Source organism: Spirulina sp. CCNP1310 (assembly GCF_034932185.1).
Taxonomy (GTDB): domain Bacteria; phylum Cyanobacteriota; class Cyanobacteriia; order Cyanobacteriales; family Spirulinaceae; genus Spirulina.
In genome coordinates this window covers 29742-50410 of sequence record NZ_JAYGHW010000014.1, presented here as the reverse complement: position 1 = coordinate 50410, position 20669 = coordinate 29742, and the positions used below count along the sequence as shown (strand labels likewise).

Sequence of the window (20669 nt, the reverse complement as noted above, 5' to 3'; positions counted from 1 at the left end):
CGTGGGGCAAACGGGAAGTTATACGCTTGGGGAGATTAGACCTCTGGCTGGGTTGGAGCAATCCTGCTCGGTTAAGTCCGGTCGATGAACCAAGAATCCCCGTCGCTTTAGCGCGGGGAGTGTCAAAAAATTTTGGGAGAAAAGGGGGAAGCGATCACCGGCTATCCGGCGGTATCGGTGTACCACGATTTTCGCACCGCTGGTTATGACCCTGTAACGGGAGCCTGTGATGATTGGGCCTATGAGGAGCAGGGGCTATTCAGTTGGACGGTGGAGTTATGGAGTCCGATGCAGCAGGTGGGCATTGAGGGCTATCACTTCCTCCAATGGTTTGATCAACATCCTTTAGAGGATGACTTGCAATTATTGGCCTGGAGCGATGACCACCTCCAAGGCCAGGGCTATATCGATTGGTATCCCTTTGACCATCCCCAACTGGGGCCAGTGGAATTGGGGGGATGGAATCGGTTCTACTGTTGGCACAATCCCCCCCCACAGGATCTTGCCGCTGAAATTGCCCCTTTCCCCCAATGGTTGGTGTGGCATTTGCTCATTTCTCCCCTGATTGTTTTCAAGGATCACAATCTCATTCCCCTCGGAGGGGAGCACTACAAAATTCAAGTCGTGGTCCAAAATAGCGGCTGGCTGCCCACCTACATCACCGAGCAGGCCCGCAAAAAACAACAAACTCGCGGCTGTCGCTGTACCCTGACGCTCCCCTCTGGGGCAACGCTGATCCAAGGAGATGCGGTGCAATGTTTGGGAGAACTAACGGGGCGATCGCACTTCCCCTCCTCCCCCAGTAGTCTCCAGGGTGACACCACCAGCGACAGCGCCAAAGCCCAATGGATCCTCTATGCCCCCCAGGGGGGTACGGTGGAGATTCAAGCCCAATGCGATCGGGCCGGCCAAGCCCAGATCACCCTCCCCCTCACCCCCAGCCCCCAACCTTGACCCCCCCCGAACCCTTCACCTTTACCCCCCACAGCCAACACCGCCTCGCCATCCCCATCGCCCGACTCCCCACCCAAACGGAGCTATCCCTAGCGATCGAGATCCGCCATGGGACAGAACCCGGCCCCACCCTCTGGCTCAGTGCCGCCCTCCATGGCGATGAACTCAATGGGGTGGAAATCATTCGACAAGTCCTACAAAGACTGCAACCCACCCAACTGCGCGGCACAATCATCGCCGTCCCCATCGTCAATATCTTTGGCTTTATCGAGCAATCCCGCTACCTGCCCGACCGCCGCGACCTCAACCGCAGTTTCCCCGGTTCTGCCCATGGCTCCCTCGCCTCCCGTCTCGCCCATCTCTTCATGGCGGAAATTGTTCAACGTAGTACCCACGGCATCGACCTCCACACCGCCTCAGACCATCGGATCAACTGGCCCCAAATTCGTGCCAACCTCGAAGACCCCACCACAGCCACCCTCGCCCAGGCCTTTGCCCCCCCCGCGATTATCCATGCCAACACCCGCGATGGTTCCCTGCGGGAAGCCGCCGCCCAACAGGGGATTCCCGTCCTCCTTTACGAAGCTGGAGAAGCAATGCGATTTAACGACACCGCCATTCAGGTGGGCATTGCGGGCATCTTTCGGGTGATGGCGGCTTTGGCCATGTATCCCTCTCCGGAGTATCCCCCCTCAAACCTAATTTCCCTCGAAGCCAGAACGACAAAATGGGTGCGAGCGTCCCGGAGTGGCCTGTTCCGGCTCCATGTAGCTTTGGGGGTGCAGGTACAGAAGCGGCAGGTGGTGGGCATTATTGCCGATGCCTTTGGGGAACAGCCTTATCTGGTGCGCAGCGCTTACAAGGGGGTGGTAATTGGTTACACCCAAAAACCTTTGGTCAATCAGGGGGACGCTTTAATCCATTTAGCCCTGATTGCTGGGGAGGGGGCCAATCCCTAGGTCATCAGCCCCGCAACAATCTGAAAAGAATCACCCAATTTTGCTTAACAAAATGTAACGGTAAAGTGTTGCACTCACAGTGTATAAAGATAACCGGAAGGTTTAAACCGTGAGCCGAACACCAGCATTCACGCTACTCCCAAGTGATTGATGGCTTTTCTCATAAACACCAACACCTTTCTCAGATTGTCGGGAGATGAGTATTTATACTTATCAAATCTTTACAATTCTGTAACAAAGTTGGCGGAAAGTTATCAAAATACAGATCGAGCGAGTAAAGTGAATTTTGACGACGGAATCACAGGTTGAAACCGGAAGTCTTGAAACAGTCAAATCACTCCTTTAAGGGTGATGACCGTGATCAATACAAAAATTAACATTAGGAGATTAACTCAATGTTTGACGCATTCACAAGGGTTGTTTCTCAAGCCGATTCTCGCGGTGAATTCTTGAGCACCGAACAACTGGACGCACTGCAAGCGATCGTTAGCGGTGGCAGCAAGCGCCTTGATGTGGTGAACCGGATCACGAGCAACGCTTCTGCCGTTGTCACCAACGCCGCTCGCGCTCTTTTTGCCGAGCAGCCCCAACTGATTCAACCCGGTGGTAATGCTTACACCAACCGTCGCATGGCTGCTTGCCTCCGTGACATGGAAATCATCTTGCGCTATGTCACCTACGCAACCTTGGCTGGCGATGCTAGCGTTCTCGAAGATCGTTGCTTGAACGGTCTGCGCGAAACCTACCAAGCTCTGGGTGTTCCCGGTGCTTCCGTCGCTGCTGGCGTGCAAAAAATGAAAGATGCTGCCATTTCTTTGGCTAACGACCCCAACGGAATCACCCCTGGCGATTGCAGCCAACTGATCTCCGAAGTGGCCAGCTACTTTGATCGCGCTGCTGCTGCTGTGGCTTAAGCCCCTGTTTCTTGCTCGCTTTATCAATTCAGATCTTTAGATCTAAATGTTCGGGGAATTTCCCCAACAGCACGAGACAACAATTATCCAGAATTTAGGAGAAGCCTAGACCGATGAAAACCCCTATTACCGAAGCGATCGCAACCGCTGATTCCCAAGGCCGTTTCTTGGGCAACACTGAACTCCAAGCTGCTAATGGTCGCTTTGAGCGCGCCCAAGCCAGCATGGAAGCTGCTCGCGCTCTGACCCAAAAGTCTCGCGACTTGGTCAACGGTGCAGCTAACGCTGTTTACCAACGGTTCCCCTACACCACCCAAATGCAAGGGCCCCAGTATGCAGCGGATCAACGCGGCAAAGACAAGTGCGCTCGTGACATCGGCCACTACCTCCGCATGGTGACCTACTGCTTGGTTGCTGGTGGTACCGGTCCCATGGACGAGTACCTGATCGCCGGTCTGGACGAAATCAATCGTTCCTTCGACCTCTCCCCCAGTTGGTATGTTGAAGCCCTCAAATTCATCAAAGCCAGCCATGGTTTGAGCGGTCAAGCTGCGAACGAAGCAAACACCTACCTCGACTACGCAATCAACGCTTTGAGCTAGTTTTCTAACTCAAAGGTCTGCCCGGAAAATTCGGCGAGTGTTGGCACGCACAGCTAGCAGTTGCCAATTTCTCCGGGCATTGTTTTATTGATTCATTTGCTGTAGTAAGGAGAGGTATTCATGCCGACATTAGTTGCTTCTAACTTGGCCGCCGCTGGGCGGTTGGGTCTTGATGCTTTTGATGGAAGCTATGTTGAACTGCGTCCCAATTGGACAGAAGCAGATCTTCAACTGGTTTTCAAGGCTGCCTATCGTCAAGTGTTCGGTAACGACTACGTGATGAAAGCGCAGCGGTTGACCTCAGCAGAATCTCTGTTGCGGCAGGGCAATATCAGCGTCCGCGATTTTATCCGGGCGTTGGCCAAGTCTGATTTATATAAAGAGAAGTTTTTCTACGCCAATAACAATCAACGGTTTGTAGAGTTGAACTTTAAGCACCTCCTTGGCCGTCCGCCTTTGGATCAAGAGGAACTGGCTTACCATACCAATTTAGTAGAAGATCAAGGCTATGATGCCGAGATCGACTCCTACTTTGAAAGTGAGGAATATGCCCGTCGCTTTGGCGATAGTGTTGTCCCTTACTTTACTGGTTTTTCCGTTGAACCCGGTTGCCGCACCGTCGGCTTTACCCGGATGTTCAACCTTTACCGGGGTTATGCCAACAATGACCGTGGCCAAGTGGGCGGCCCCGCTGCTCGCTTAAATCGTCAATTGGCGGTGAACCAATCGGCAACCATCGCTGGCCCTACGGGTCGCGGTGAGTCCTATCAGGTTCCGGCGAAAGCTTTTGGTGGCGTTGGCAATCAAAGTGCGCGGATGTACCGTGTGGAAGCGACTGGCTTGATCGGCCGTCAACTGCGCCCGGTGATCCGTCGCAGCACCACCGCTTACCTGGTTCCCTACGAAAATCTCTCGGATCGCATTCAGCAAATTCTCCGCTCTGGCGGCAAAATTCTGAGTGTGCGTCCTGCCTAATAAAAAGGAGCGATGCTCTGGGTTTCCTAGAGCACGCTCCGATTAGTGATCTAATGTTGAAGGTAGGCTTTTATGCCTACCGTTCAGCATTATGCCAGATTTTGTAAAACTCTGATTAAATTGGGACTTGAAGAATTATGTATGGTCAAAATGCTTTAGGGGCTGATGGCTTAATGGAAGGGGCAAGCCGGATGTACTTGATGGAAGTGGAAGGCCTGCGCCAAAACTCTCGCACCAGTACCCAACAGTTTGCGATTCGTCGTAGTGGGACGGTGACACTGACGGTTCCCTATAGCCGCATGAGCAGTGAATTCCAACGGATTACCCGATTAGGTGGCAAGATTGTCAGAATTGCTCCTGTGGATGCAGAGGCTCCTGCTCCTGCTGCACCGGCTGAGGACGAATAAACCGCAATGATTGAGCAGGGTTCCTATACCCTTGAGCTAGCGATCGCCAATCTCCAACAACGGGAGCATCTGGGCGATCGCTATTATGCGGCCTGGTGGTTGGGGAAGCACCGCAGCACTGACCCGGCGGCCATTGATGCTTTGCTCGATGCCCTCGATGATCAGCTAGACCGCTCCCCCGATGGGGGCTATCCCCTGCGGCGCAATGCGGCCCGGGCCTTGGGCAAATTGGCAGATCCACGCATTGTTCCCGCTTTGCTCCGTTGCCTCGACTGCCCCGATTACTATGTGCGGGAAGCGGCGGCCCAGGCTTTAGAGTTGCAGGGCGATCCTGATGGAATTCCTGCCCTCCTAGCTTTCCTGGCGGGGGGCGTGGCGGCTGCTGTGCCTACCCCCGATAAACCCCACTTAGTGCAACCCTATGAGGCGATTTTAGAGGCCCTGGGAACCTTGGGGGCCACCGCTGCCATTCCTGAAATTCAGCCCTTTTTAGATCACCCTGTGGCCAAAATTCAATTGGCGGCGGCCCGTACCCTTTATCAACTCACAGAAGCCCCAGAGTATGGCGATCGCCTCATTGCCGGCCTCTCTGCCCCCCAATTGCCCCTACGCCGTTCCGCCCTCATTGATTTAGGGGCAACCCATTACCTCCCAGCAGCCGCAGCCATTGCCCAAACCCCGGCGGAAAATAGCCTCAAGTTAATCGCCCTCAAGGGGTTATTGGAAAATCACCTCACACGCCAAGCCAGGGATACTTTACATTTAACCGAGGAGAGTGAGCAGGTGATGGCGTTGATGGATAGCCTGCTGTGAACGAAACCCCATGACCGCCCTCAATTCCCTCATTGCTGCCATTGATGCGGCCCCCTCTGCGGTGGGTCTGATTGCTGCTGTGCGCCAATTGGCGGCGGCCCGTGACCCGGCAGCGATTCCGAAATTGATTGAAATTCTGGGCTATAACAACCCTGGCGCAGCGGTGGCGGCGGTGGAGGGGTTGGTGGCTCTGGGGCCGATGGCGGTGGAGCCATTGTTAACGAACCTTGATGGCTATGATTATGGGGCGCGGGCTTGGGCCAACCGTGCTTTGGCACAGATTGGCGATCCCCGTGCTTTAGAGAATTTACTGGCGGCGGCCCAGGGGGATTTCGCCCTCAGTGTACGGCGGGCGGCGGCCAAGGGTTTAGGATTTTTAGACTGGTCAACGCTGCCCCCCAATGAGCAGGAAGCGGGGCAAAAACAGGCCTTTGCGGCTTTGATGGTGGCTTTGGGGGATGAGGAATGGGTGGTGCGCTATGGGGCGATCGCCGGCCTCCAGGGTTTAGCCCAAAACCAACCCCAATGGCAAAGTTCCGTGCGCCAAATCTTGAGGGATCACCTGCCGTTGGAAACTGAGTTAGCTTTACAAGCCCGTCTCCATTGGGCAATTCAATCCTTAACTAAACCTTAAATTCCCAGATTCCTTGCAATTTTGCCGATCTTGCGTCCCAAGATCCCGCCTTGTCCTGAGAATTCGTTACAGTAGGTAAGGCATTTTCATAAACATCATTATTGGGTCATGACATCCTCTTCCATCGCTGTGCGAGAACTGCCCCTGTTTCCCCTGCCGGATGTTGTGCTGTTTCCGGGGCGGCCCTTGCCTTTGCATATTTTCGAGTTTCGCTATCGGATCATGATGAATACGATTCTCGAAAGCGATCGCCGCTTTGGGGTGTTGATGTTCGACCCGATTCAAGGGCAAATCTCCGGCGTGGGCTGCTGTGCGGAAATTATCCATTTCCAACGGCTCCACGATGACCGCATGAAGGTGATCACCCTTGGGCAGCAACGGTTTCGGGTTTTGGAATATGTGCGGGAAAAACCCTATCGGGTGGGCCTGGTGGAATGGCTTGAAGATCATCCCACCCAAACCGATCTGCGGCCCTTGGCGACAAATGTGGAGCAACTGCTCAAGGATGTGGTGCATCTTTCCGCCAAGCTGACGGAGCAAAAGATTGATCTCCCCGATGATCTCCCCAATTCCCCCCGCGAACTCTCCTATTGGGTGGCCAGCAACCTCTACGGTGTCGCTACGGAACAGCAGATGTTGTTAGAAATGCAAAACACCGAAGACCGCCTCAATCGCGAATCGGAAATCCTCGTTTCCACCCGTAACCATCTCGCTGCCCGTACCGCCCTTAAGGATGTGCTGCCGAGTTCTGATTAAGCTCCTCCGGTAAAATGCGCGAAACGCCATAGCAGCCAAAGATTTTCAGCACTTCTGTATATTGGGGTAGGGTTTCCAGGGCGATTTGCACCGATTCCGTCCCCGCATTGCCGTTGAGGTCAATAAAAAAGAGGTATTCACCGAGCGATCGCTTCGTGGGGCGGGATTCAATGCGGCTGAGGTTAATGCCCCGCTCTGCAAACACCTGCAACGGCTTCACCAACGCCCCCGGCACATTGGCCGCTGTACTAAAGGCGAGGGAAATATGATCCCCCGGTACACCAGGGCAACGGCCCACCACCCAGAAGCGGGTGCAGTTGTCGGGGTAGTCGTTAATCGCATCGGCCAAGATCGGCAGTTGGTAAAGCTGGGCGGCACGGGGGGAGGCGATCGCCCCGGCGGTGGGGTCTTCCCGGAGATAGACCAGGGCCTCGGTGGTGGAGTTGCTGGCTAACTGCTGGGCTTGGGGAAGATGGGCATCGAGCCACCGCTGACATTGGGCCAGGGCCTGGGGGTGGGAATAAACGGTTTTGACATCGGCCAAGGTGGGGGCGCAGGAAACCAGCACATGGTGAATGGGCAAAATTAACGCCTGCTGAATCACTAACCCCTCCAATTCCCAGAGGGCATCGAGGCTAATGGCCACCGTCCCTTGAATCGAGTTCTCCACCGGGACGATCGCCAAATCCACCTGGCCCGCCGCCACCGCCTTGAGGCTTTGGGCAATGGTGGGATAGGGACAGAGTTGGGAGGTTTCTCCCGTCTGGCGCAAGTGGCGATCGCCATAGACCATGGCCACAGTTTCCGCATTCGTACCAGGGGGGCCAAGATGGGCAAGGGAAAGGGGCATCGCAACGTAATCAAAGGGGATAATTCCAGTTTAAGCGCTGGGGGAATCACTCCGAGAGCAGCCGTTGTTTCGCCCGTTCGAGATAGATCGCCGCCACCTGATCCTGAGAATTTTGGCTTAAACAATGCTGAAATTGCGTCACCGCTGCTTGCCATTCCCGCAATTGGTAGAACACCAAGCCCTGCTCAAATTGGGGACGGGTGGCCAACTTGAGCATTCGTAGGGGGGTGGGATCGGCATCAAACACCTCAAACACCGCCACATGGGTTAATTTTCCCTTCACTTGTACATAATCAATGAGGCGAATGTGATAGGGGTGTTGATGGTTCAGTTGTAAAAAGGTGTGATGGGAGATCAGCAGCGGTGCGCCATAGGTGCGGGTGAGCCGTTCGAGGCGAGAAGCGAGGTTCACCGTATCCCCCATCACCGTACTATCCATCCGTTGCCGCCCCCCCACGGTTCCCAGCACCACCGAGCCGGTATTAATGCCAATGCCAATCTCAATTTCTGCTTGTCCCTCCTGTTTGCGAGTGCGGTTGTAGCGGGCCAGTTGGCGCAACATGGCGATCGCCCCCTGTACCGCATCATCGGCCCCCGCCTGGGGAAACAGGGCCATAATTTCATCGCCAATATATTTATCCACAAAACCGCGATGGCGGGTAATGGGCGGCTCCATCCGGGAAAGAAAGCCATTGATTAACTCAAAGGTTTCCTCAGGGGTGAGTTGTTCCGCCAAGCTGGTGAAGTGACAAATATCGGCAAACAACACCGACATTTCCCGCTCCACCGCATCCCCTACTTGCACATCAATAATGCTGGCCTTGCCTAAAAGTTGCAAAAATTCCTCCGGCACAAACCGTTCATAGGCTTGGTTGAGTTGGGCTAACTGTCGGGTAATCTGCCGCCGCTCCTGCTCCACCCGATGCCGCTCGCTAATATCCTGAAAGGCGGCGATCGCATATAAAATTTCCCCCTTCGCATTAAAAATCGGCGTACCCCACACCTCCAAGGGAATGCGCCGCTGGCCATCATCCACCTCTAAATCATCAATTTGACTCACTTCCCCCCGCAGGGCGCGAAAAATGGGCTGCTGCTCCACGGGATACAATTGATCTGTGCCAATCACATAGGCATGATAGACCTCCGGTAATTTCGCGACGGTGGTGCTAGGCACAACACCACGCCCCAGGAGGGATTGGGCCCGCTCATTGGCATAGTAGGGCGTACCAGTGGCATCCAGCACAAATAAACCCACGGGAATCGCTTCGAGGAATTGCCGCAACTGCTCTTCACTATGGCTGAGGGCCTCATTGAGAACTTGCATTTTGGCGTTATTATCCGCCAAGGCGGTAAAGGAGCTTTGTAATTGGGTTGCCATGGCCTGAAACGCCCGCGCTAAGGCTCCCAGTTCATCATCGGTGGTGAGGATCACACTCACCAAATGCCATTGCCCCGGTTTGAGGTTGCTCACTCCCTCCGTAAGGCGGGTCAAGGGCATGACGATCCGCCCCTGGGTAAACCGCAGGACGTTATAGACCAAAATGCCGACGAAGGCGATCGCCCCCAACCACACCAACGCCCCCACCAACACCGGCCAAAGCAATTCCGTCGCGGGCTGCTCGACAATCACATACCAATCCACCGTCCGCAGGGAACGACCCGCTGCCAGCATCCAACCCCCTTCGATGCCACGATAGAAATTCACATCCGCTTGGGCAATATCAGGGGGCGATCGCCCAATCTGCGCCACCAAATCAAACCCCGGCCCCTGCAAGCGGGTATTGCGAAAAGCAATAATCTGCCCTTGAGCATCGGTAATATACACATACCCCCGCTGTCCCACCCGGATATTAATCGTTTGATTCCAAAGATCATCCAGGGCCACCCGTACCAACAGCGTCGCCACGGGCAACTCCAACTCATTCATCACCGGCACTGCCAAATCCAAATAGGGAAATTGGCCATCAAACCCCACATCTCCAATCGCCACCTGATCCCGGCTTAACTCCAGATCCAAAAGGGGATGATCCCGCTGATCCGGTTGAGGACGACCGACGCGATTGCGTTGAGCCAACACCGTTCCATCGATGGCGATCAGTTGTACATCTAAGAGGGAGCGATTGCGGGCCAATAGCCCCCGCAAAATTTCCGAAGCATTGGGGGTCGTTGCCAAAGAGGCACTGGTGGCGCGGATATCGCTTTGGATCTCCAAAACAAACAGGTCAAAACTCAACGCCGCCTCATTACTGACCCGTTCTAAACTCCGTTGGGCCTGTTCAATGCGGGTTAACAACGCAAAGGACATCGCCATCACCAGCCCCAGCCCCCCAATCCCACTGAGCAAAAGCATTTGTTGGGTAATTTGCCGCCGGAGAGAATCCCGTCGTGGATGGAGCCAATGCCACAATTTTTGCCAAAACGCTTTGTTCAAACTGGGGTTGATTCAGTAAATCTATCTAGTTGATCATGCTAGGTTGATCATGCCCTAATTTCCCGCCGGCAAGGCCAGATCTTCAACATTGGTGCGATCAATGAGATGGATTCTGGGCAGAAAAATGCGATCGGGGAAATCTTCACCATTTTCCAGATGGCGCAGGAGTAGCTGAAGGGAGAGGCGGGCTTGAAAATCGGGCATTTGGTTAATCGTGGCATCGATCGCCCCTGCTTTGAGAGCCTCCATCACCGGAGGCATGGCATCAAACCCCGTGATCAGGATCTCCTCCCGCCGGCCCGCCTTGACCGCCGCATTACTCGCCCCTTGGGCCATGGCATAGTTGGCCGCCACAATGGCATCCACATCGGGAAACCGAGCGAGCCAATCTGTGGTGATTTCCTCCGCTTTCTCCTCTGACCATTCTCCGGTTTGGGTCTCCAAAATATCGATATTGCCGGTGTTTAAGCCCATCAGAAACCCCTGCTGGCGATCGAGGGCATTTTGTTGGGCTAAGGCCCCATTAAGAAGCAACACATTCCCCTTGCCGCCCAACTGCTCCACCACCCATTCCCCCATTAACTTACCCCCCGCCACATTGTCGAAAACAATAAAGCTCACCAGTTGATCACTATTAACGGGGGTATCCATGGCAATCACAGGAATGCCTTGGGCGATCGCCCGTTCAATTACATTAGCCAACCGCACCGAATCCGTCACCATCACCACCAAACCATCCACATCCCCCGCCTCAATGCGATTGGCGATCGCCCGGATTTGATCTTCTGCGCAGGTATGACATTGATTGGGTAGCAACTCCACCGTCACCCCAAAATCCTCCCCGGCAGCCACCGCCCCCGCCCACACCTGCGCCTGATAGAGATCCCCATGTTCCCCCGTTTCTGGATCATAGGTATCCTTAAGGGCAAACACCACCCGTCGCGGCTGGCTGGCTTTAATTTCCGTCTCCGGCATTTCCCAACCGGCATTTTCCACCGTGATCATCCGAGGTAGCGTTGACTCTTCCTCTGGATTGAGGGATGGACGGGGACAGCCCCCTAACATCAGACTCAACCCTAATCCCAACACCAATAATCTCTGCCAACCCACGATCGCGCTCTCCTACTTATGGTTATCATGAAACTAAGGCCTCCATTCATCCACAAGGCTTAATTTTCTGGATGAATTCACCCCTGAGGGTAATTCTCCAAGGTAAAATAGCCGTTAACCTTGCTGCTTTCCCCTCTCGCAATCCCTATGTTTTTAGCAACGAATCTGCTCATTGACAATTTGGTTCAGAAACTAACCCAGGGCTACCAACGAACCTATGGGGGATGGAAGTCTGAGTACGCGGAAATTATTGCTTGGGGAGCGGGGATGGCCTTGGAAAACATCGCCAACAGTGACGCGCTTTACCACAATGTTGAGCATACTATTTTTGTTACCTTGGTGGGCCAGGAAATTCTCCGAGGAAAGCATATTAAAGAGGGGGGAACCACACCAGAAGACTGGCTGCATTTTCACATTGCGCTGTTATGCCATGATATTGGCTATGTCAAGGGCGTATGCCAACCGGATCAGCCCCTCAAGCACCTCTACGCCACCGGCTTAGACCACACCATGATTGAACTTCCCCCCGGTGCCAGTGATGCCAGCCTCGCCCCCTATCACGTAGATCGAGGCAAGCTGTTTGTCCAGGAACGCTTTGGGGGTCACAAGCTCATTGATGCAGAATTGCTCAAGGAAAGCATTGAGTTAACTCGTTTTCCCGTTCCGGCGGATGAAGATCATAAAGATACCGATAATTATCCGGGGTTAGTGCGGGCAGCGGATTTAATTGGCCAGTTGAGTGATCCCCGCTATCTCCAAAAAATTCCCGCCTTGTTTTATGAGTTTGAAGAGATTGGCACAAATCAGGTTTTAGGCTATGCTACGCCGGGGGATTTACGGGCTAATTACCCTAGTTTTTATTGGAAAGCCGTTCACCCTTATTTACCGACGGCCTTGAAGTTTCTCAATTTGACCCAATCCGGTAAACAAATCATTGCCAATCTTTACGCAACGGTGTTCCGGGTTGAACATGAACATGAACCGGATATGTCCCTCCCCCGTCCAAAAACTGTGGCGGCTTGAGGGCCAACGCTTTTGCCGATCCTCTTCTTCGGGAAATACAAGGGCGATCGCCCCTTGAAGCGATTTTTCTATCAATAACGGATTTAGGATAAGCTGAGAGCAAGGTTTCCGCTACCACCATGACTTCTCCCGCCCAAACCAGTTTCCAAGCCGGTCAAGCCGCCTTTGATACTGAAAATTATCCCGCCGCCATTGCCCATCTAGAGGCGGTGGTGCGGGATGATTGCGATCCAGCCCTCCTGACGGCTGCTTACCAAACCTTGATTGTGGCCTATACCAAGGGCGATCGCCCCCGTGATGCCTTGGATCTCTGCAAACGCCTCAGCCAAGATCCAGATCGCTACCCCTGGGCTGCCAAAGCTCTCACCGACCTCACCCGCCGCTTCCGTCAAGCCAACGCCGCCGCCCTCACCACTCCCCCAACCTCCCCCCCATCCGCCCGCGAACAACGGCCCCTGCCCATCGCCTACGCAGCCCCCCCAGAGGCTACTCCGGCGGTATTCGTCTCCGGGCGGGAATGGCGCAATGCGGAGCGGGCCAAAACTTGGAAGAAGCTCAAACCCCCCCGCCGCTGGAAATTCTCGTTACGGTTAATCGGGACGGCGATCGCCTTTTTTGCCCTGCTCCGTTGGTCAATGCTATGGACTTTTGCGTTGATTCAAGGGGTGATGGTGTGGGGATTGCGCCTTGCGCCACCGGCTTGGCTCTACGCGGAACCCGCTCCAGTGATTTTGAGCCTCTTGGCGGTGATTTTTTTGGCTACCCCTTGGTTGTTGGATCTGCTTTTAAAACAACGGGTCAAGGCCCAAACTTGGGGCATTTATAGCCTCGCCTCCCAATATCCCGAAAGCTCTAAACTCCTCCAACGCCTCGCCCAAGATCATCGCATTCCCCTCCCGAAACTGCTCCGGCTCCCCATTGCTGCTCCCGTCATCCTCACCTACGGCCATTTGCCCCGGACAACGCGCCTGGCCATCAGTGAAGGGTTGTTAACCTGTTTAGAAGATGAAGAATTGGCGGCGATCCTCGCAGCCCAGATGGCCACGGTGGTACATCGGGATTTGGGGATGATGTCGGGGGCGATCGCCCTCCTTCACCTCCCCTTTTTGCTCTATGAAGGTTTTGCTTGGGGGGGGAGTTGGCTTCAGGAGCGGATTGCCGCTCTGACGCAATTGCCCCTCCAGTTACGCCAGGGCCTCGGTGTTGCCCTGACGATGGCTGCGGCTAGCTTGGCCGCCTTGAGCTATGGCTGTTATTGGCTGTGGCGTGTTCCCCTGCTCTATTTTTCCCGCCAACGGCATTACTATGGCGATCGCTTTGGTGCCGAAGCCACCGGCAACCCCAACGCCATGAGCCGCGCCCTGCTCAAAATTTCCCTGGCCATCAGCCGCCACATTGAGCAACAGGAAAGCACGTTCTGGCTCTTGGAAAGTGCCGATCTACTCATGCCCGTGGGCCATCGCCAAGCCCTGAGTTTAGGCAGTCTCCCCGATAAAACCCCCTTTGCGGAGGTTTTAACTTGGGAATGTGTGAATCCCTACCGCCATTGGTTGGCCTTGATGAATTCTCATCCCTTGATGGGCGATCGCCTCTACCTCCTCAACCGCTACGCCAACTATTGGGGCCTCCCGCCAGAAATTGACCTGCCCACCGTCATCCCCCCGCCCCAAACCTGGCGACAACACCTCGAAAAATTCGCCAACAGTTACCGCGCCCTCCCAATTTTGCAAAGTGCCGTACTTTCTGGGTTATTTTTCGGCATTGTTTCCCGTAGTATTTTGTGGATCATCGGTGTAAGTGCGGATCTACTCAGTGATTGGTTTCCCCTCTGGCGGTTGATCTGGCTGGCCAATGCCCGGTCTTTCCTTGATGGTTGCATTCTGATCGCCTTTAGCCTCAGTTTAATCCTCTGGATTAATGGCTATTTCCCCAATATCCGCATTAGTCCTTCTCGCCAAAACCCCCGCATTGAAGACTTGATGCGCGATCCCAAAACCGTCCCCCCGAAAAGCTACGGAGTGCAGTTAGAGGGGATTTTATTAGGACGGCGGGGCTTGGGGAACTGGTTGGGGCAGGATTTAATGCTCAAAACCTCGTCGGGACTGCTGAAATTGCATTTCATTGCCAAAGCTGGCCCTTTGGGGAATTTATGGCCCATCCCCCCCCGTCCGGTGGAGTTTGTGGGGCAGAAAGTGACGGTGTTGGGGTGGTTGCGGCGGGGGAGTACGCTGTGGGTGGATGTGGATGTGTTGCGCTCTGGCGGGAGGCAGACCCGTAGCGGTTATCCGGTCTGGGTGACGGCGTTGGCGATCGCCGCTGCCCTTTGGGGGTCTTGGGTGATTTGGCAGGCTTAAGGAAGCCGCAATGTTATAACTGAAACGAGCATACAGGAGTCTTAAAAGATCATGGGGCAACCACACAAACCATGGGCGATGGCCATCGGTATTCTATTGGGTTGGGGCATGATTGCCCCCATGGCTACAGCGAAACAGGTACAAATGAATGACTCTTGTCAGGGAATGGGGCGAAGGCAATCTGCCTCTAGGGTGTCATTCTGTAGGGGCGCAATGCTTGCGCCCTCTGCGACGAAGCAACTCATTGATGGCCTCTACAGCGAAAATTTAGAGGCAGCGAGTGCATTTCAACAGGGGGTGAGCGCCTATCACAACCTCGAATTAGCTAAGGCCGAAACTTTCTTATTGCAAGCGATTCAGTCCGATCCCTTTATTGGCATGGCCTATTACCTGTTGGGGAATGTTTATCTCCAAGAAGACCGCTTAAACGATGCCATCAGTCGCTATCAAGAGGCTGTCACCCTCGAGCCGATGTTAGGGGTTGCCTATTACAATTTGGGCATTGCCTTCTATCGCCAAGGTCAGCCCCAGGCGGCCCTAGATCCCTTCGAGCGGGCCATCTTACTCGAACCCAAATTTGCCCCCGCCCATTACAATCTCGCCCTGGTGTTGGATAGTTTGGGCAGTTACGATGCTGCTAGCCAAGCCTATCGCCAATCGCTGCTCTTGGATGACCAAAATGCTCAGGCTTATTACAACCTGGGGCTGATTGTCAATCGCCAAGGCAGTGCTGATGAGGCGTTGGGCTTGTTTGAGCGGGCGATCGCCCTTGAACCGGAATTTGCTGATGCCTATTACCATCAAGGCTTAATTTATGCCCGTCGCAATCAATGGCAAGAAGCCCTCAATGCTTTGGGCAATGCTACCGCTCTAGAGCCAGAAAATGCTCTAGCTCAGTACAATTTGGGGTTAGTGTATTTGGAATTGGCTAATTTTCGGGCGGCGGCCAATCGCTTTCAGCGGACTGTGGCCCTTGACCCCACCAATGCCAATGCCTACCGTCAGTTGGGCGTGGCGCAAATTGAATCAGGCCGGCCAGAAGAGGCGATCGCCGCCCTCCAAACCGCTGGAGAACTTCTGCCCCACGATGCCCGGATGTACTATAACCTCGGCATTGCCTATCAGGATGCGGAACGGTATCAGGAGGCGATCGCCCAATATAACCGCGCCATTGACCGCGACCCCAGTTTTATCGATGCTTACTTTAATTTGGGGGTTTCTCAATTTGAGCTTGCCTATCTAGAGGCGCGACAGGAAGCGCTGACAATGCGGCGGGTGGCCAATGGGGAGGCGATCGCCTCTTTTAACACCCAAACCCGGAACCGCTATCAAGAGGCTGTGGATACGCTTCAGTATGCGATTGAACTGTATAGTACGGCGGAGAACTTTGAGCGGGTGGCGGAAATTCGCGAGTATTTAGAAATGACCGTCATTCCGACGATGAATGTTGGGTTAGAGATTGAAGCGGCCCCCCCAATTGATATCCCCATCTCGCCACCGCCGGCACGCCTCGATCCTGATCCCTTTTCCCTCCCGGAGCCGATGCCCTCCGATGCTTCCCCCCCAGAGCCGGAAGAAATGATCCCGGCTTTTCCAGAGGCCAGCCCCGCCAATTCGATTTTTGATGGGGCATTGCCGCCACGATGAGCCGCCATTGCATCCCTCTCCCCGATCGCATCCTGAGTTATGGCTGAACAGGCGTTATTGAATGTGGCGATCGCCCTTGCCCACCAAGCCCACCAGGGCCAAATGGATAAAGGCGGCCATCCCTACATTGGCCATCCCCTGCGGGTGATGGCGGCGATGGGGGATGAGGAGGCGAAAATTGTGGCGGTGTTGCACGATGCGATCGAGGATTCCGATCTGAGCTTGGCTGATCTCACCGCTGCGGGATTTCCGGCGGTGATCACCCAAGCCCTAGATGCCCTTACCAAACGTGCCGGGGAAGCCTACGAAGACTATTTACAGCGGGTGATGGCCAACCCCCTGGCCCTGCGGGTGAAAATTGCCGATATGGAAGATAACTGCGATTTAAGCCGCATTGCCCAACCCACGGCTAAGGATTACGCCCGTTTGGCCAAATATCAAGGCATCCTGCCCCGGTTAAAGGCCGCCCTAGGGCCGCTAGGATAGGGGCGATGGGTTTGGAGCGTGCAGAATGTGGGATCAAATTGCCAAAGAAATCAGCACATGGACGGGGGAGCCTTTTCAGATTGGCGATCGCACCAGCGTCGGCGGTGGCTGTATTAATCAGGGCTATTGCCTACGGGGGGGCAATGTCGCCTACTTTATTAAGCTCAACAGTGCCACCCAAATCGAAATGTTCGAGGCCGAAGCCCTGGCTTTAAACCAGATGGCCGCCACGGGAACGATCCGTGTCCCTAAACCCTTAGGTGTGGGGGTTGCGGGGGGATCGAGTTATATCGTCATGGAATGGTTAGCGTTTGGCCGGGGAACGTCCCAGAGTTGGGAAAAAATGGGTCGGGATTTAGCCGCCCTCCACCGAGCCAGCGGCCCCGGTCAATTTGGCTGGGATCGCAACAACACTATCGGCTCTACCCCTCAAGTCAATGATTGGACAGACAATTGGGCGGATTTCTTCGCGGAGCACCGCATTGGTTTTCAATTGCGTTTGGCAAAACGGCGGGGGGGCAATTTCCCCGATACGGGCCAAGTGATTGCCAAGGTGCGGGATATTCTCAGTGATTGGCAACCGTCCCCCTCGTTACTCCATGGGGATTTATGGTCAGGGAATGCGGCCTGTACGGTGGCGGGGGAGCCGGTGATTTTAGACCCGGCCACCTATTGGGGCGATCGCGAGGCCGATATTGCGATGACCGAACTATTCGGCGGTTTCCCGGCTCATTTTTACAGCGGTTATGAGGCCGTTTGGCCCCTCGATTCCGGCTATCGTCAGCGCAAACCCCTCTACAACCTCTACCACATCCTCAACCACTTCAACCTCTTTGGCGGCGGCTACGGCTCCCAAGCCGCCCGGATGATTGAACAACTTTAGGGATCCCCCCGGCTGCGCCGACCCCCTTAATAAGGGGGTGTACTCTTGAACCCCCCTTTTTAAGGGGGGCAGGGGGGATCCTGCTTCGCTTCGAGGCTCACGATCCCCCCGGCTGCGCCGACCCCCTTGATCAGGGGGTTAAATTCCAAAGGGGATTAAATCCAAAACCCCCCTTTTTAAGGGGGGCAGGGGGTATCAAACGGGCGAGAAGGGATTCGAACCCCTGACACCGTGGTCCGTAGCCACGTGCTCTAGTCCACTGAGCTACACGCCCTTGCGTAGCGCTTTTGTGCGACAGTTATTAAATGTAGCACAACCCACAGAACCGCGCAAGCCATGACTCTAAAAAAATCCCTCACCCACCTCAACGCCGCCGGAGAAGTGGCGATGGTGGATGTGAGCGATAAAGCAATTACCCATCGGCAGGCGATCGCCGCTGGACAAATCCGCATGAAAGCCGAAACCCTAGAAGCCATCCTCGCAGGCAACAGCCCGAAAGGGGATGTAATCACCACCGCCAAACTCGCCGGGATCATGGCCGCCAAACAAACCGCCCACCTCATCCCCCTCTGCCATCCCCTCCCCTTGCAAAAAATCGCCGTCGAGATTACCCCTGATCCGGCTTTACCCGGCTTACAAATCCAAGCCACCATCACCACCACCAGCCAAACCGGCGTAGAAATGGAAGCCCTCACCGCAGTCAGCATCGCAGCCTTAACCCTCTACGACATGGCCAAAGCGTTGGAAAAAGGGATGGTGATTGAAAATATCCACTTGTTGGCGAAAACAGGGGGGAAGTCGGGGGATTATCAAGTGGGAAGTAGGGAGTAGGAAGTGGGAAGTAGACCAGCGTAGGGGCGAAAGGTTTAAAATTTGCGCCCTGTTCCCAGTTCCCCGTTCCCCATTCCCCCCAAAAACTCGTTAGTATAGAGTGTTGACCCTCTTTGTGGCACGACTTTGATTGAGCATGGCGAGAGGGTACTTCACCCGAATCATTGTTTTTTGTTCAAAATCTATGTCTTTGCCCATCGTGGCGATCATTGGTCGCCCTAACGTCGGAAAATCTACTTTTGTCAATCGTTTGGCGGGGAGTCGTCAGGCGATCGTCCATGATCAGCCGGGGATTACGCGCGATCGCACCTATCAGGAGGCCTTTTGGTTGGATCGCGATTTCATCGTCATTGATACCGGCGGGATCGTCTTTGATGATGATACGGAATTTTTGCCCATGATCCGGGAGCAGGCGATGCTGGCCCTTGCGGAAGCCAATGCAGCGATCCTGGTGGTGGATGGTCAGGCGGGGCCGACTCCTGCGGATGAAGAATTGGCCAATTGGTTACGGCAACAGAAATTGCCGGTATTTTTGGCAGTGAATAAATGTGAATCTCCCGATGAAGGGATCATGTTTGCATCGCAGTTTTGGGAGTTGAATTTAGGGGAACCCTACCCGATTTCCGCCATTCATGGTAACGGGACAGGAGATCTGCTTGATGCCGTGATTGCGGTGTTACCGACGGCGGAGGAGTTGCCGGAGCGGAATGAAATTAATGTGGCCATTGTTGGGCGGCCCAATGTGGGGAAATCCACATTGCTCAATGCAATGACGGGGCAAAATCGCTCGATTGTTAGCCCCATTTCTGGTACGACCCGCGACACCATCGATATGCACATTGAGCGGGAAGGGAAGGAGTACCGGCTCATTGATACGGCGGGGATTCGTCGGAAGAAGAATGTCGAATATGGGGCGGAATTTTTCAGTATTAACCGGGCGTTTAAGGCGATTAAACGGGCGGATGTGGTGTTGTTGGTGATTGATGCTGTGGATGGGGTGACGGAGCAGGATCAAAAGTTGGCGGATCGGATTATTGAGGAGGGTCGTTCGGCGATTATTGTTGTCAATAAATGGGATGCGGTGGATAAGGATTCCTATACCATTTATGACTATGAAAAACATTTGCGCGATCGCCTCTACTTTTTCGATTGGGCGCAAATGTTGTTTATCAGTGCGCAAACGGGTCAACGGGTGACAAAGGTGTTTGATGCCATTGATCAGGCGGCGGCGGCGCACCGACGGCGGGTGACTACGGCGGTGATCAATGAGGTGTTGGAGGAGGCGATCCGTTGGCATTCGCCCCCGACGACGCGCCAAGGCAAGCAGGGCAAAATTTACTACGGGACGCAGGTGAGTACGGCTCCGCCGGTGATTGCGTTATTTGTTAATGATCCAAAGCGGTTTAATGAGTCCTATAAACGCTATATCGATCGCCAATTCCGGGAGCAATTAGATTTCACGGGTACGCCGGTACGGTTTGCCTGGCGGGGCAAGAAGGTGCGAGAAATCGAGCGCAATCCCAACCGCGCCACGAAGGTTTAACCTGTAGGGGCGAAAAATTTTCGCCCCTCCGGCAGGCTTACGCCAACGCCCCTACGGGTGGTGCTAGGCGCGGGTGATCAGGAGGGTGATGCCGATACGGCCGATTACCTGGACGGGGGTTCCGGGGGGGAGGGGATCGTTGTGGGTTGGGTCGTGGATTTGGGCGGGATAAAAGGAGCCTTGGAAGCTAATCCGCCCTTTGGTTTTGGGGGTGACGGTGGCGGTGATGGTTCCGGGGATGGGAACGGGGAAAAATTCGGGTTTGCTGGTGAGAAATCGCGGATTCATGATCGTTGTGGGGGGTGAGGGTTAGCGGGTTTTGGGCTGGTGGAGGATGTAAATGATGATCAAGAGGGCAGCGATCGCACCGATCACAGTGGAATAGCTCACGAGGGTTGTCCAAATCACGGCAAATTCAAGGATGGTTTTGATGTCGGGGAGGTAACGTTTCATAGGAACTCCTAGGTAAAGCTGCCATACATCTAGTGTCCTAGGTT

General features: G+C 54.5%; 21 protein-coding genes and 1 tRNA gene. 16 read left to right on the top strand and 6 right to left on the bottom strand.

Translation table 11 applies throughout. The annotated features are described in order from the left end of the window. Positions 1-132: 132 nt before the first annotated feature. From VB712_RS05805 to VB712_RS05765, 9 genes are all read left to right on the top strand, one after another. Entirely contained in the window at positions 133-954 is an 822-nt protein-coding gene (locus VB712_RS05805; RefSeq protein WP_323253061.1) for a hypothetical protein, read from the top strand. Next, on the top strand, positions 951-1913 hold the full coding sequence (locus VB712_RS05800) for a succinylglutamate desuccinylase/aspartoacylase family protein (protein WP_323253059.1): 963 nt from the start codon (positions 951-953) through the stop codon (positions 1911-1913). Before VB712_RS05805 ends, VB712_RS05800 begins: the two co-directional genes overlap by 4 nt. 395 nt (positions 1914-2308) lie before the next feature. Further along, positions 2309-2827, top strand: coding sequence for a phycocyanin subunit beta (locus tag VB712_RS05795; RefSeq protein ID WP_323253057.1), 519 nt, complete (start codon positions 2309-2311; stop codon positions 2825-2827). 113 nt (positions 2828-2940) lie between these two features. Further along, complete coding sequence (gene cpcA / locus VB712_RS05790; RefSeq protein ID WP_323253054.1) at positions 2941-3429, top strand: phycocyanin subunit alpha; 489 nt, start codon at positions 2941-2943, stop codon at positions 3427-3429. Between the two features lie 120 nt (positions 3430-3549). Continuing rightward, positions 3550-4404 (top strand): phycobilisome linker polypeptide, encoded by an 855-nt coding sequence (locus VB712_RS05785; RefSeq protein WP_323253052.1) that lies wholly within the window; start codon positions 3550-3552, stop codon positions 4402-4404. Positions 4405-4541: 137 nt separating this feature from the next. After that, positions 4542-4811: a phycobilisome linker polypeptide gene (locus tag VB712_RS05780; RefSeq protein ID WP_323253050.1), complete on the top strand. Its 270-nt coding sequence runs from the start codon at positions 4542-4544 to the stop codon at positions 4809-4811. A 6-nt stretch (positions 4812-4817) separates the two neighbouring features. After that, on the top strand, positions 4818-5624 hold the full coding sequence (locus VB712_RS05775) for a HEAT repeat domain-containing protein (RefSeq protein ID WP_323253048.1): 807 nt from the start codon (positions 4818-4820) through the stop codon (positions 5622-5624). Between the two features lie 10 nt (positions 5625-5634). Next, positions 5635-6258, top strand: a complete 624-nt coding sequence (locus VB712_RS05770) for a HEAT repeat domain-containing protein (RefSeq protein ID WP_323253047.1) — start codon at positions 5635-5637, stop codon at positions 6256-6258. Positions 6259-6366: 108 nt separating this feature from the next. Continuing rightward, positions 6367-7014 carry an LON peptidase substrate-binding domain-containing protein gene (locus tag VB712_RS05765; RefSeq protein WP_323253045.1) on the top strand — a complete coding sequence of 216 codons (648 nt, stop codon included), beginning with the start codon at positions 6367-6369 and terminating at the stop codon, positions 7012-7014. Here the strand turns inward: VB712_RS05765 and pheA are convergent. The 3 genes from pheA to VB712_RS05750 are packed head-to-tail and all read right to left on the bottom strand — an operon-like array spanning position 6986 to position 11405. Next, positions 6986-7864 carry a prephenate dehydratase gene (pheA, locus tag VB712_RS05760; RefSeq protein WP_323253044.1) on the bottom strand — a complete coding sequence of 293 codons (879 nt, stop codon included), beginning with the start codon at positions 7862-7864 and terminating at the stop codon, positions 6986-6988. The genes VB712_RS05765 and pheA overlap by 29 nt on opposite strands. Positions 7865-7910: 46 nt before the next feature. Continuing rightward, complete coding sequence (locus tag VB712_RS05755; protein WP_323253042.1) at positions 7911-10295, bottom strand: adenylate/guanylate cyclase domain-containing protein; 2385 nt, start codon at positions 10293-10295, stop codon at positions 7911-7913. 54 nt (positions 10296-10349) lie between these two features. Next, positions 10350-11405, bottom strand: coding sequence for a sugar ABC transporter substrate-binding protein (locus tag VB712_RS05750; protein ID WP_323253040.1), 1056 nt, complete (start codon positions 11403-11405; stop codon positions 10350-10352). A gap of 147 nt (positions 11406-11552) precedes the next feature. Here VB712_RS05750 and VB712_RS05745 point away from each other — a divergent pair, with 147 nt between their 5' ends. The 5 genes from VB712_RS05745 (at position 11553) to VB712_RS05725 (ending at position 17798) form a co-directional block, all read left to right on the top strand. Continuing rightward, positions 11553-12428, top strand: coding sequence for an Npun_R2479 family HD domain-containing metalloprotein (locus VB712_RS05745; protein ID WP_323253039.1), 876 nt, complete (start codon positions 11553-11555; stop codon positions 12426-12428). Between the two features lie 119 nt (positions 12429-12547). Next, positions 12548-14782: a M48 family metalloprotease gene (locus VB712_RS05740; protein ID WP_323253036.1), complete on the top strand. Its 2235-nt coding sequence runs from the start codon at positions 12548-12550 to the stop codon at positions 14780-14782. A 213-nt stretch (positions 14783-14995) separates the two neighbouring features. Continuing rightward, complete coding sequence (locus tag VB712_RS05735; protein WP_323253034.1) at positions 14996-16429, top strand: tetratricopeptide repeat protein; 1434 nt, start codon at positions 14996-14998, stop codon at positions 16427-16429. Positions 16430-16468: 39 nt separating this feature from the next. Beyond that, on the top strand, positions 16469-16915 hold the full coding sequence (locus tag VB712_RS05730; protein WP_323253032.1) for a GTP pyrophosphokinase: 447 nt from the start codon (positions 16469-16471) through the stop codon (positions 16913-16915). Between the two features lie 25 nt (positions 16916-16940). Continuing rightward, positions 16941-17798, top strand: coding sequence for a fructosamine kinase family protein (locus VB712_RS05725; RefSeq protein ID WP_323253030.1), 858 nt, complete (start codon positions 16941-16943; stop codon positions 17796-17798). Positions 17799-17998: 200 nt separating this feature from the next. On the opposite strand, the gene VB712_RS05720 is transcribed toward VB712_RS05725, so the two are convergent. Continuing rightward, a tRNA-Arg gene (locus tag VB712_RS05720) sits at positions 17999-18072 on the bottom strand. Positions 18073-18134: 62 nt separating this feature from the next. Here VB712_RS05720 and moaC point away from each other — a divergent pair. Together moaC and der are read left to right on the top strand one after the other, a co-directional pair. Next, entirely contained in the window at positions 18135-18629 is a 495-nt protein-coding gene (moaC, locus tag VB712_RS05715; RefSeq protein ID WP_323253028.1) for a cyclic pyranopterin monophosphate synthase MoaC, read from the top strand. 184 nt (positions 18630-18813) lie between these two features. Then, positions 18814-20172 carry a ribosome biogenesis GTPase Der gene (gene der, locus VB712_RS05710; protein ID WP_323253026.1) on the top strand — a complete coding sequence of 453 codons (1359 nt, stop codon included), beginning with the start codon at positions 18814-18816 and terminating at the stop codon, positions 20170-20172. 63 nt (positions 20173-20235) lie between these two features. Here the strand turns inward: der and VB712_RS05705 are convergent, their stop codons facing one another. Both VB712_RS05705 and VB712_RS05700 read right to left on the bottom strand, forming a co-directional pair. Then, entirely contained in the window at positions 20236-20460 is a 225-nt protein-coding gene (locus VB712_RS05705) for an NfeD family protein (RefSeq protein WP_323253024.1), read from the bottom strand. A 21-nt stretch (positions 20461-20481) separates the two neighbouring features. Continuing rightward, positions 20482-20625, bottom strand: coding sequence for a hypothetical protein (locus tag VB712_RS05700; RefSeq protein WP_323253022.1), 144 nt, complete (start codon positions 20623-20625; stop codon positions 20482-20484). Positions 20626-20669: the final 44 nt, after the last annotated feature.